Source organism: Roseateles sp. GW821-FHT02E12, from assembly GCF_059421665.1.
In genome coordinates this window covers 264,354-277,219 of the sequence record NZ_JBWKVK010000004.1, presented here as the reverse complement: position 1 = coordinate 277,219, position 12,866 = coordinate 264,354, and the positions used below count along the sequence as shown (strand labels likewise).

9 protein-coding genes are annotated in these 12,866 nt (G+C 62.6%); 6 read left to right on the top strand and 3 right to left on the bottom strand.

Annotation, left to right across the window (positions count from 1 at the left end):
- Window position 1: 1 nt before the first annotated feature.
- The gene (locus tag AC07V5_RS24125) at window positions 2-2,089 is read right to left on the bottom strand and encodes an ATP-binding protein (protein WP_495118266.1); all 2,088 of its coding nucleotides are present in this window, start codon (window positions 2,087-2,089) and stop codon (window positions 2-4) included.
- A gap of 584 nt (window positions 2,090-2,673) precedes the next feature.
- On the opposite strand from AC07V5_RS24125, the gene AC07V5_RS24120 reads away from it, so the two are divergent.
- The 3 genes from AC07V5_RS24120 (at window position 2,674) to AC07V5_RS24110 (ending at window position 8,114) form a co-directional block, all read left to right on the top strand.
- Entirely contained in the window at window positions 2,674-3,441 is a 768-nt protein-coding gene (locus tag AC07V5_RS24120) for a DUF6602 domain-containing protein (protein WP_495118265.1), read from the top strand.
- A gap of 10 nt (window positions 3,442-3,451) precedes the next feature.
- Window positions 3,452-6,757, top strand: coding sequence for a P-loop NTPase (locus AC07V5_RS24115; protein ID WP_495118264.1), 3,306 nt, complete (start codon window positions 3,452-3,454; stop codon window positions 6,755-6,757).
- 229 nt (window positions 6,758-6,986) lie between these two features.
- Window positions 6,987-8,114 carry an ABC transporter substrate-binding protein gene (locus tag AC07V5_RS24110; protein ID WP_495118263.1) on the top strand — a complete coding sequence of 376 codons (1,128 nt, stop codon included), beginning with the start codon at window positions 6,987-6,989 and terminating at the stop codon, window positions 8,112-8,114.
- Between the two features lie 345 nt (window positions 8,115-8,459).
- Here AC07V5_RS24110 and AC07V5_RS24105 read toward each other — a convergent pair whose 3' ends face one another.
- Window positions 8,460-8,642 (bottom strand): hypothetical protein, encoded by a 183-nt coding sequence (locus AC07V5_RS24105; RefSeq protein WP_495118262.1) that lies wholly within the window; start codon window positions 8,640-8,642, stop codon window positions 8,460-8,462.
- Window positions 8,643-8,880: 238 nt separating this feature from the next.
- Here AC07V5_RS24105 and AC07V5_RS24100 point away from each other — a divergent pair, with 238 nt between their 5' ends.
- Both AC07V5_RS24100 and AC07V5_RS24095 read left to right on the top strand, forming a co-directional pair.
- Entirely contained in the window at window positions 8,881-10,071 is a 1,191-nt protein-coding gene (locus AC07V5_RS24100; protein WP_495118261.1) for a hypothetical protein, read from the top strand.
- Entirely contained in the window at window positions 10,068-11,198 is a 1,131-nt protein-coding gene (locus AC07V5_RS24095) for a HupE/UreJ family protein (protein ID WP_495118260.1), read from the top strand. The genes AC07V5_RS24100 and AC07V5_RS24095 overlap by 4 nt, the downstream gene beginning before the upstream one ends.
- On the opposite strand, the gene AC07V5_RS24090 is transcribed toward AC07V5_RS24095, so the two are convergent.
- Entirely contained in the window at window positions 11,096-11,944 is an 849-nt protein-coding gene (locus AC07V5_RS24090; protein WP_495118259.1) for a DUF4198 domain-containing protein, read from the bottom strand. The two genes, AC07V5_RS24095 and AC07V5_RS24090, sit on opposite strands and share 103 nt — an antisense overlap.
- Before the next feature lie 99 nt (window positions 11,945-12,043).
- Between AC07V5_RS24090 and kynB the strand changes: the two genes are divergently transcribed.
- The gene (gene kynB / locus AC07V5_RS24085; RefSeq protein WP_495118258.1) at window positions 12,044-12,712 is read left to right on the top strand and encodes an arylformamidase; all 669 of its coding nucleotides are present in this window, start codon (window positions 12,044-12,046) and stop codon (window positions 12,710-12,712) included.
- Window positions 12,713-12,866: the final 154 nt, after the last annotated feature.

The window sequence follows — 12,866 nt, the reverse complement described above, 5'->3', positions numbered from 1 at the left end:
GTCAGCCGCGCGCCTTGCCCGCCAGCAGCGCATCCACCGTGGCGTAGTCCACCGGCTTGACGAGATGGTGGTCGAAGCCGGCCTCCATCGATCGCTGCCGATCGTCCTGCTGACCCCAGCCGGTGGCGGCAATCATCAGCACATCGCGCCCCCAAGGCAGCGCGCGCACCTTGCGGCACAGCTCGTGGCCATTCAGCCCAGGCATGGCAATGTCCACCAGCATGACTTGAGGCAGGAACTCCTGCGCAATCGCAAACGCCGCGATGCCGTCCGCGGCCGTTCGCACCTCGTTGCCGTACAAGGCCAGCAGCTCCGACAGGCTTTCCGCGGCGTCCACGTTGTCATCGGCCACCAGCACCCGCAGGCCCCCAGCCGCAAAACCGGTGTGCGCCGAATCAGCAGGTTGGGCCGACGAAGCCGCCTGCCCGGCCAGCGGCAGCCTCACGACGAACTCGCTGCCCTGGCCCTCGCCGGCGCTGTGGGCTTCAACGCTGCCGCCATGCCGCTCCACCAGCTGCCGCACCAGCGTGAGCCCAATGCCCAGGCCGCCGCCAACGTAGTCGTGCGAGCGCTGCACCTGCGCGAACATGTCGAACACGCGGTCCAGCATGTCGGGCGCGATGCCGATGCCGTCGTCCCGCACCGACAGCACCGCCACCCCGGCCTCGCACTGCAAGCCCACCTCGATGTGGCCGCCGCGCGGCGTGAACTTGGTGGCGTTGTTGATCAGGTTGGACAGCACCTGGATCAGCCGCGTCTCGTCGGCCTCCACCACGCAGTCGCTCTCGGGCAGGTGCGCCACCAGGGTGTGGCCGGCCTGCTCCACGCCCGGGAGGCTGGTGTCCACCGCATGGCGCACGATGCCGATCAGCGACAGCGGCTCGCGCTTGAGCTCCACGATGCCGCGCGTCAGGCGCGACAGGTCCAGCAGGTCGTCGATGAGCCGCACCATCTGCGCCATCTGGCGCTCGATGATGTCGCCGCTGGATTCCAGGATGCGCTCGTCGTGCCGCGCGCGGCGCTGCAGCGTCAACGCATTGCGGATGGCCGCCAGCGGGTTGCGCAGCTCATGCGCCAGCGTCGCCAGGAACTCGTCCTTGGCGCGGTTCGACTCGGCCAGCGCCTGCGCCAGCTCGCGGTACTTCGCCTCGCTGGCGCGCAGCGCCACGTCGGCCATCTCGCGGTCCGTCACGTCCGCACCCTCCACGAAGATGCCCGTCACGCTGCCGTCGCTGCCCTTGATCGGCTGGTACACAAAGTCCACAAAGCGCTCGGCCCCCGGCGTGCCCGGGCTGCCTTGGTAGCTGAACTTCGCACCCTTGGCGATGTAGGCCTCGCCACTCGCGTAGACGCTGTCCAGCAGGAGCTGATAGCCCTGCTCGACCGCTTCCGGCAGCGCCTCCGCCAGTGTCTTGCCCACCACGTCGCGGTTGCCCACCAGCTTCAGGTAGCTCGGGTTGGCAATCTCGAAGCGGTGGTTGGCGCCGCTCAGCAGCGTCATGAACGACGGCGCCTGCTCGAACAGCTGCCCCAGCTGGTCGCGCTCCGCGGTCATGCGTTTGTTGGCCAGCACCTGTTCCGTCGTCTCGGTGCACACCACCAGCACGCCGCCGATGCCGTGCGGGCTGTGCTCGTCGTCGATGGGGCTGTAGCTGTAGGTCCAGTACACGTCCTCACGCCGGCCATGCCGCGTGATGGGCACCAGGTGGTTGACGTTCCACGTCGCGCCGCGGCCATCGCGCACCTGCTCGATCTGCGGGCCGATGATGGGCCAGATCTCCTCCCACACCTCCCGCGCCGGCCGGCCCAGCGAGCAGGGGTGGCGCTCCGGGCCAATGCATTCGCGGTAGGCGTCGTTGTAGAGACAGGCGTTTTCAGCGCCCCACCAGATGTACATCGGGTGGCCGGTGTTCAGGATCAACCTCACCATCGCCCGCAAGGCCTGCGGCCAGGACTGCGGCGGGCCGAGCGGCGACGAGGCCCAGTCGTGCGCCCGCATCAACGCACCCATCTCGCCGCCGCCGGAGAGGAAGGCGGGGGAAGCCGAGGGGGCGTCCTGCGTCAGGCCTGGGGTCGAAGGGGGCTGCATCGTCCTGCTTTGGTCAGCGTAGGGCGATTGTCAGGGGAGTCGCGAAGGCAGTGGCAGCGCCGCTGGCGCAGGCCCTTCGGCGCCGTCCACGCTTGAAGTCCCGCTTCGTGCCGCCGGCCTCCTGGAGCGCTCGGGCCAAGGCCGTCGCGGTGGGCGATGCAGCGCTATGGCCTTTACGTGGCAGGACGCCGCGATCTCGAATCACAAGACGTTAAGGGGGCGGGTTGCCATGTGTGCGGTCACGGGCGACAGCCGGTTCAGCAGGGCCTCGTTTCAGGCGAGTTGGTAGCTGCGCTCTCTCAGAGGACGCACGGAGGCGCTCACTCAAAACGAGCACGCTCGATATCGCTCCGTGCCCCACTTGCCATCGCATCGTTCATGTCGAACTCCCGCACTGCAGCCACTGCTAGCGCGCAATAGCGCGACTTGAACAGAGCCTTCATTTTGGCGCTGACGTGCTGAAACCACGGTCAAACGCCCCCCTCGGAACTACGGTATGTGAAGTGACGCCCTTCTCTCATCATCCGCCACGATGCACGATGCAGCCTTCCACCGTCCAATCCACAACGGTTCGTAGAGATCTCATGCAACACAACTCAAAAGCCAGCGTATCCGCTTATCTAGAAAGTTGGGGGGCGGAACTGTCTGCAAGACAAAACCGGGTGCGGCAGCTAATTGGGTCTGCACACTGGCTTTCAGATGGCCATCATAAGGAGGCAATTCTCGGAGAGTTTATTACGAGATACCTACCCAGATCCATTGATTGCTCAACAGGCTTCATTCGCGGTGTAACTGCAACGGCGGAGTGTTCGCCAGAGGTTGACATCTTGCTTTTCAATAGGCAACTGCACCTCCCCTACTTTTCCGAAGGCGGAATAAGCATCGTAGATCCCGCCAGCGTAGTCGCAACAATCGAAGTCAAATCCAGCTTTTCCACGACATCTATCGACGATGCCGTTAACAATATAAGGCGTGTCAGACAACTCACGCTTCCGAGCAAAGAATCTTCTGCAAGCTTATGGAGCGGCGTGTTTTTTTACGACATTTCGGAAAGTAGAACACTCGAAAGCGCTAGCGAGACCTTCGCAGAACGATTGCTGCAAATTCACTCGGAAAAAAACCATTCATTGCTCCCTACTTGCGCTGCACTGGGACAAAACTACGTGATATTCCCTAGATTTGAAAGCGAGAAGCTCAGAATTCGGGGCTTCGAAGCCGCTGGCTATTCTTTCGCAAGTGCTCTCTGCGACCTTTTAGGGACGATAAGCAGCACTACGGAGAAAGGGAGCCTATCTGGGTTCGATGAATGGGGGGTATCGACCAATTTCCGTTTGATTGACAAAATTTACTGAGGGGAGATTCATGAAAATCCTGGATGGCGCCGCCCTAAAAGACGAACTATCAAGCTTATCTCAACGTCCTGGATTGTTATTCGGACCAGGAGTTACAAGATCGCCTCGCGAGCTGGCCGAGAGGTTTCAAGAGGTCCTGAGTCGACTGGCCATACCAGACTTGAAAGCAGACTCTTCAGATGAAGAATCGTTGCTGGCGGCAGATGCCGCATTTGATGCTCGCCCGGAAAAGCAAGAAATCATCAGGGCAGCTCTAGTCGAGTCGATTCAGAAAATTCCGCCAAATCTTGATATTCAACATCTAATCAGAGCTGGCTGGTCCGCCTATATTTCACTAACAGAAGATCTACTGCTTGAAGAGGCTCTTCGGAATCTTGCGGACAGCATCCCCTCTTCTAAGACGGTCACTATCGTAGATCATCAAACAGTTCAGCCGCCAGCCCGCTCCTACCCAGTCTATAAGCTTCTAGGAAGTCTAAATGACCTAACGGAGGATAGGCGCGTTTGCGTATCTGAATCCGAGTATCTAACCCGTAAGCAATCGTGGGGCATGATCATACGCGGGCTAACCGCGTACTTAAGAGATGCGCCTCTCTACGTCGTAGGATTTGATGCTTCAATTCAGCGTCTTAGAGATATTTTAGGCTTAATTTCCACCCAAGCAAGCCCAAGAGTAACAAAACTAAGATTTTTACGGGGCGACAACTCCCTAAATGACGCCACCCTCAAAGCGCTGCTAAAGAAATTCGATGTAGCATTAGTTGACGTAAGCATTCGAGAACTGAGCGAGCACGTATGCCAACTAAAAATCCATCCATCTCGAGCGCTAGAAAACGCGCCTGAGAAGAGTGCACGCCGCTTCATCGTTGACCTATCGAGTCACTATGATTGCCCAGTATCGCTGGTGCCGCCATTTTCTCCCACGACAATAGCAATATCCGAAATTGAGCTTCGCGGCTGCACAGACAGTTTATTTCGTCCGGCATCGAATGACTGGCGACCGTTTCAAGCGAATCTAGACTTAAGGCGAGATTGCACAGACGACATCGTCGAGACAATTATGGCGCAGGCGATGCAAGCAACAGCTCACAAGCCGAGGGTACTAATATTAGTCGGAGAGGCGGGAACGGGTAAGACAACAATCGCGAAGCGCTCAGCCATTGAAAGTTCCAGCAATGAAACCCTAGTCATTTGGGCGCGACGGATATCAAGCAATAGTTGGCTAAAGTCATTCAGAAAGTGGCTTGAAGATCTGTCGGATGGCCTGAAGAAAAATTCCGCAAATTCACCAACCAGGTTAATTCTGATTTGCGATGATCCCTGGGGGCTTCGCATGGACGTGTCAGACGCTCTCGCTGCGCTTGAGAAGTCGCCGCTTCCATCTGTATTGGTTGGCGTTCTTCGAAATTCGGACCGATATGTTGTCGAACTGCGGTCCACCGCGGCAATATCGGCGGCCCACAAAGAAATTGATATTTCCCATATTCTCTCAGAAAACGAACTTAAAAGCCTGCCAAAGATGCTCCATGGCATTGGCGCGGTGACCAGCATTGAGCGCGGCGAAGCCCTTGTCAATTCGCTTCCAACAAAATACGCAAGAGACATTCTTTGTTCACTTTGGTATCTTGTTCCAGAAACCAAATCCCAATTAGCCGAATCACTCAAAGACGAATATCTTCGCTTAGGTGACAGCTCCGCAATTTCTGATATTGCCCAGTCGTCCGCAATAAGCAGTAAGACAGCGCACAAAGCATACGAATACGTCACGGTCAGCAGCAGACTTGGAATTGGATTGCCGATCGAGATATTAGTCCAAGCGCTAGGGATTGATTATGACGTATGGATTCAATCGTTGGAACGGGGGCGCCCGCTTTGGGGACTTCTGTACGACGAGATGTCAGACGGCGCCGAAACAATTCACTATTTCACGCGAAATGACGTTGTTACGCGCGTACTAATAGACCTAGTGAATGGCGGCCTAGCCGGTCATATGGGTGAAATCAGAGTGCTCAAAGAGCTGATCGAGGCGTGCAATGGGGAGGCGCCAGCTTACAGAAATTTTCTCGCCGATCTCTTGATCAGAGCACGGTCAAAAATGGAAGAAATATTTACATACGAACAAGGGAGCGAGCTATATGAATTGGCATTAAACGTGCTCCCCTGCGAGGACCGTCTTTTTGAGCATCACTACGGGATATGGATTCAAGATAAAGGCCCAAAGGATGGGACGGCGTATCGGCAACTAGAAAAGGCCTTACGCACCGGCATGCCGCTAAACTCTGACCGAGATGCTCCGCGGGAGCATATCCACGCGTCTATGGCGGCCTCATTACTTCAGCAAATCCGATCAGGGGCTATTGACTGGAAGAACGGGTCAGAAGCCGTAAACGAACATTTGAGACTGGCGGCGAATGCGCGCTTTTTCAATGCTCACGGCGCTCATGTGGCAGCCAACCTGTTGTTTGAAACAGCTCAGTTAGCATTCCAACGGCAGGATAAAGAGGCGGCCGACAGATTTACCGTCGCCGCCTTTGAGGAAATCGAAAAGGCGTTTCAGACTGTCGGCGCCAAAGCCCATGCTTCCTTTCAATACAACAAGACGTTGGGCATGCTTGGAGATTTGCAAAAAAAGATTCTGTCGCTAATCCCTGATTTTGAAGGATTGAAAGCTGTAGCACTGCAATTGTTCGAAAAAAGCGGCAAACAGAGTGGTTTCGAATTGGCAGCCCGACGTTTACTTGTTCAAGCAATAACAACTGGAAAGGGCAAGGATTTCAATCTTGTCAACGACTATTTAAATGAATGCATGACTATTCTCGAAGCGGCGGACGACTATCCCACTGCTGAGCTATTGGCAGTTCGTGTAGACCTCATGATTCGTTGGCGTCTTCACGGTTTTCGGGAGAATGATTGGGATATATTTAGAGATGATCTCTTAGACATCCTAAAAGAGCCAAAATTTGCTGACAACGCATTAAAGCGCTTCTATTTGGGTGTCGCATATTTTCATCTGGGCCAAACGAGTGAAGCGAACGCGACCTTTGCTCAGTTAAGGCGCGAGAATGCCACAAACCATCGTCCGAACGACATACGAACAGTCTTTCAAGACACAAGCGGCCACCCAAGAAGATTCCAAGGCACAGCACGCCAAGTAAACAATCGCGGCATGGTTTCGATTCCAGAGCTACAGGTGGATGCACCTTTGCGATCCGGAGGCGGTCCCTTGGGAACAATTCATGTTTATGTGGGCTTTTCATTCAACGGGCTAATTGCCACATCCGACGTTCCTGCACAAAGTGATCTAAGCCTGCACTAATTCCCACGGATCGCGGTCAGGTCTCAAATTTGTAGTGCTGGGTGGGTCGTCCGTGGAGGTGAACTGCCCGCTGAATCTCAGGTAAGCACGAGCGTCACGCATACGTGAAGTCCACACGCCGGCGACGCCCTGCCGACACACGCCGCATGCTTGAATTGCACACCCGCGCGCAGGCCGCCCCGAGCACCAAGAGCCGCCGCACCCAGGGGCCTCTTGGAGACGAACCCACATGAAGACCTCACTCCGGCATCTCGCCCGCCGCAGCTTCCTGCTCGCCGCCACCGCGTCGGCCTTCGCGGCCACCACCGCACACGCCGACTTCACCATCGGCCAGACCGCCGGCCACACCGGCCAGGTGGCGGCCAGCGTGGGTGAGGCAACGCGGGGCGCCAAGCTCTACCTGGACATCGTGAACGCCGGCGGCGGCGTCAATGGGCAGAAGATCACGCTGGTGTCGCTGGACGACAAGTTCGACCCCAAGATCGCCGCGGCCAATGCCAAGCAGCTGATCGACCAGGGGGTCATCTCGCTGTTCCTGAACCGAGGCACGCCCCACACCCAGGCCATCATGCCGCTGCTGACCGAGCACAAGGTGCCGCTGGTGGGGCCGTCGACGGGCGCCATGGTGCTGCACAAGCCGGTGCACCCGTGGCTGTTCAATGTGCGCGCCACCTACCAGCGCGAGGCCGAGCGGGCCATCGAGCACCTGAGCCTGATCGGCATGGAGCGCATCGCCATCGTGCAGGTGGATGACTCTTTCGGCGACGACGCCGTGCAGGGCGCTATGGCCGGCCTGAACAAGACCAACAAGAAGCCCGTGGCCCACGAGAAGTACGACCGCGCCAAGCCCGACTTCGCCCCCATCGTGCCCAAGCTGCTGGAGAAGCAACCGCAGGCGGTGATGTTCATCGGCTCGGGTACGGCGGTCGTGGCGGGCATGAAGGCGGTGCGCGCGGCGGGCTCGTCGGCGCAGTTGGTGACCCTGTCCAACAACGCCTCGATGGGCTTCATCAAGGACCTGGGCGACATCGGCTACGGCGTCATCGTCAGCCAGGTGTTCCCCTACGAGCGCTCCATCGCCAAGCCCATCATCAAGGAGATCTCCGAGGCCGCGCAGAAAGCCGGCGTGGACCTGACCCCCACGGTCGTCGAAGGCTATGTGTCGGCCAAGGTGCTGGTGGAAGGCCTGAAGCGGGCTGGCAAGAACCCCACGCGCCAGAGCCTGCGCGATGCGCTGGAGAACATGGGCCGCTTCGACGTGGGTGGCATCGAGGTGGGCTATGGCCCCAAGGACCACAGCGGCCTGGACTACGTGGACCTGGCGATCATTGACCAATCGGGCAAGTTCCGCCGCTAAGGTGGAACGACCCCTCGCCCGCTCTTGCCGCTGAACGCGGGAAAGCCCGGTCGGCCTTGCAGGCCGCGCTGCGGCGAGTGCCGCAGCCCTTCGGCAGGCACATCGCGCCCACTGGGCGCAATGTGTCCGGCCTCAGCCCCCGAGGGGACGGCGATGCTTGCCGGATTGACCGGCAAGCACATCGCCGGTGCGGGCCGGCTTGGGAGCGGCCCGGCGCTCGGCCCGCGGATTGCGGCGCGGTACGTGAATGGACGGACAGCTGAGATGCCGTCCTCCTTCAATGCGCCGCACCAATGAAAAAGGGCAGGTATCGCACCTGCCCTTGTCACATCGGAAAAACGAAGATTACTTCTTCGCTTCTTCCTTCTTCGCTTCAACCTTCTTCTCTTCCTTCTTCATTTCCTTCTTGGCGGCGCTGGCGGCCGGCGCGGCGGCACTGGCGGCCATCGGCGCACCACCCGCATGCGATGCCGCTTGGGCGGAGAAGGCGAAAGCAGTCAGGATCAGGGCGCTGAGGATCTTGGTCATGTTGGCACTTTCGAGGTTGGGCAATGCAGGGTGCATCCGCTCGGCTTCCAGGGAGGATGCCCCGTCGGCTGGCGCCCGAGTTTGTCGCCATGGTTGAACGGCTCTCACTCGGGCATACCCTCAACACGCCACGCCGCAAGTTGGTTGACAGGGCCGCGCACGGAAGCTTGCGCGAGCCTGCGCCGCCGCCCAAAAGCACCCGGCCCAGGTACCTGCGCGCCGATAACATCCGCGCCGCATGCGCCACCCTTTGCGTGCAGCCTTGGGCTGCCTCTCCCTCGTCCTTTCAGCCTTTGCACCGGCGGTAGACGCGGCGCCGTTTCGCCCCAAGTCGGACGGCCAGGTGCTGGCCACCGTGCCGGCCCGCGCCAGCGACCCGCATGCGCGCGAACTGGCCGAGCTGCGGGCCGCCTGGCGCGCCGCGCCGCAGGATGTGGAGCGGGCCACGGCGCTGGCCCGCCGCTACTTCGAGCAGGTGGCCGCCGAGGGCGACCCGCGCTACATCGGCTACGCGCAGTCTGCCTTGCAACCCTGGTGGGACCTGCCGCAGCCGCCCGCAGCCGTTCGCGTGTTGCGCGCCATGCTGATGCAGTTCGATCACCGCTTCGAACCCGCCCTGGCCGACCTGGCGGCGGCGCTGCAGGAGCAGCCTGACGACGGTGTGGCCTGGTCGTGGCAGACCGCCATCCTGATGGTGCGGGCTGACTACGACGCCGCCCGCCGCAGCTGCGAGGGTCTGGCCTTGCGCGCCACGCCGCTGGTGGCCACAGCCTGCCGCGCGCAGGTGGACGCCGTGACCGGGCGGGCCACGCAGGCCGCCGCGGCGCTTCGCACGGCCCTGCAAAAGCCTGCCGGCCAAGGCCCCGAGGAACGCCTGTGGGCCCTGACCCGCCTGGCCGAAACCGAGGAGCGGCTGGGCCAGTACGCGGCCGCCGAAAAGGCCTTCAACGAGGCCACCAAGCTCGGCCTGGCGGACGTCTATCTGCAGGCCGCCTTCGCCGATTTCCTGCTCGACCGCGGCCGCGCGCCCGAGGTGCTGCAACTGCTGGCCGACGGCCGCCGCGCCGATGTGCTGCTGCTGCGCCTGGCCCTGGCCGCCAAAGCCACTCGCGACGCCCAGGCCCCCGTGCTGGCAGCTGAGCTGGCGGCCCGTTTCGACGCTGCACGGCAGCGCGGCGACACCACCCACCGCAAGGAGGAGTCGCGCTTCGTGCTGGCCCTGCAAGGCGATGTGCCGCGTGCGCTGGCCCTGGCGCAGCAGAACTGGCGCGAGCAGCGCGAGCCTGCCGATGCACGCATCCTGCTGGAGGCGGCGCTGGCAGTGCGTGACCGTGCGGCAGCCCAGCCCGTGCTCGACTGGATGAAGGCCTGGGGCGTGCAGAGCGTGGCGCTGCAGGGCCTGGCCACCCAACTGAAGGCGCTGCCATGAGGACGTGGCTGCTTGGCGCGCTGTTGATGCTGCTGGCCGCCACCGCGCAGGCCCACAAGCCCTCGGACAGCTACCTGGGCCTGAGCCTGCAGGCCGGCCAGCTGTCAGGCCGCTGGGACGTCGCCCTGCGCGACCTCGACTTCGCCATCGGCCTGGACGCCGACGGCGACGGCAAGATCACTTGGGGCGAGGTGCGCAGCCGCCACGCGGACATCGCCGCCTACGCATCGGCCCGGCTGATCGTGCAGGCTGACGGCCAGCCCTGCACGTTGACCATCGGCGAGCAACTCGTGGACGAGCACACCGACGGCGCCTACACGGTGATGCCGCTGGCGCTGGCCTGCAAGAGCGCCACGCCCCACACGCTGACGCTGGACTACCGGCTGTTCGCCGACCTCGACCCCAAGCACCGCGGGCTGCTGAACCTGACGGTGGACGGCAGCACCAGCACGGCGGTGCTGGGCCCGCAGGCGCCTGTGCAGCGCTTCGAGATCGCGGCGCCAGCCAGCGGCTGGCAACAGCTGCTGGACTACGGCCGCGAGGGCGTGTGGCACATCTGGATCGGCTTCGATCACATCCTGTTCCTGCTATCGCTGCTGCTGCCAGCTGTCGGCATTTGGGTGCGCCGCCGCTGGACGCCGGTGGAGCGCTTCGGCACCGCCTTCCTCGACGTGCTGCGCATCGTCACCGCGTTCACGGTGGCGCACTCGATCACGCTGTCGCTGGCCGTGCTGGGCTGGGTGACGCTGCCCTCGCGGCTGGTGGAGAGCTGCATTGCCGCCAGCGTCGTGCTGGCCGCGCTGAACAACGTGTGGCCGGTGTTCCACGGGCGGCGCTGGATGGTGGCGTTCGCCTTCGGGCTCATCCACGGCTTCGGTTTCGCCAGCGTGCTGGTGGACCTCGGCCTGCCGCCGGGCTCGCTGGCGCTGGCGCTGGTGGGGTTCAACCTCGGGGTGGAGGCCGGGCAGCTGGCCATCGTAGCGGCCTTCCTGCCCACGGCCTACCTGCTGCGGCGCAGCGGGTTCTACCGCCGCGTCGTCATGACTGGCTGCTCGCTGCTCATCGCACTGTTGGCGGCGGTTTGGCTGGCCGAGCGGGCGCTGGATTTGAAGCTGCTGCCGGGCTGAACCTCAAACGCCAGGGTCGCAAATCGGCTCTCCCACACATCGGGCGACGTGAGCGATAGGCGCAGGTCGATGGCACGCAGCAGCCAGTGGCCCGCCGTGGGCGCCGTCACCTGAAAGCGGCCCTGCGCATCGCTGCGGCGCCAGATGCCCAGCGGCAGCACCTCCCCGCGCAGCTCGACGGCCTGGCCCGCCAGCGGTGCGCCGTCGCGCAGCACACGCACGGTGATGCGCTCTCCGGGCTGGATGGCGCCATCGTGCTCGACAACCAAGTCCATGCCCAGCGGCGCGGGCTGCGCTGACGGAGCCCCCAGCTCGATGCGCGCATGCTTGGTGTAGCGCTCGCGCCAGGGCAGGCCGCGCGCGGCCATCGCCGCCCAGGTGGCGCGCAACTCGGGGCTGGCGCCCACCTCGCGCAGGTAGAGGGGAATCTTGTCGGCTTCCAGCGTCACCTCGAAGGGCGCCAGCTGCGCCCAGCAGGTGGCCGCCTGCGCCAGGCCGCGCAGCTGCAGCGAGGCGGGCTCGTTGCCCGCGGGCCGCAGGGCGGTGGCGAGCTGGCCGGCGCGGCAGCCGCTTTCCACGAGGTAGCGGGCGTCGATGCCGCTGTCGAAGACCGGAAACTGGTTGCCCGTACCCAGCGCCAGGCTCAGCGCGCCGTCCACCGCGGGCTGGCGCTTGAACCAGGTGTCGTGGGCCTGCGCCGGCAGGGTGGCCAGGGCAAGGAGGAGAAGCAGGGTCGGGCGCGACATCGCCCGTTTATAGCGGCGGCCGGGCGGGGGCCCGAGTTGACAGGCAGTTGGAATTAACCGACACCACAGCTCCCAGCCTGCCGCTATGGTGCCGCCGCCATGAGCAGTTCCAACGCCCCTCCCCGCGCCCAGCTCCAGATCTGGGACATCTCGCCCACCGTCGCGCCCGACGCGCCCATCTTCCCGGGTGACGAGCCCTACAGCCTGCGCTGGACGGCGCAGCTGTCGCCCGGCTGCCCGGTGAACCTCAGCGCGATCACGATGTCGCCCCACGTGGGCGCGCATGCCGATGCACCGCTGCACTACGCCAACGACGCGCCTGCGATCGCCGAGGTGCCGCTGGACACCTACCTTGGCCGCTGCCGCGTCATCCACGCCATTGGCGCCGCGCCGCTGATCACGGTCGAGCATCTGCAGCACGCTGAAAACAACCTGCCGCCGCGCGTGCTGGTGCGCTGCTGTGACAAGGCCGACACGGCGTGGAACCCCGCCTTCACCGCCTACGCGCCCGAGGCCGTCGAGTGGCTGGCCGCGCGTGGCGTGCGGCTCATCGGCATCGACACGCCGAGCGTGGACCCGGCCGACTCCAAGGTGCTGGACAGCCACCAGCTGCTGCGCCGCCACGACCTGCGCGTGCTGGAAAACCTCGTGCTCGACGACGTGCCCGCAGGCGACTATGAATTGATCGCCCTGCCACTCAAACTACAAGGCGCCTGCGCTTCGCCCGTGCGCGCCATCCTGAGGGAACTAGGGCCTATTGAGGTATGAATCACCCCCACGTGAGGCCCCGCAACGGGCCAAATCTAGGCGCAAGGCGGAGCCGGGTTGCACACCCGGCGAGCACTTGCAACAACGAGTTGGCCCGTTGCGGGGCCTCACCCTTCGGGCTGGGCGGCGGCAGGGCGCAGTGCGTTGTTGCAGC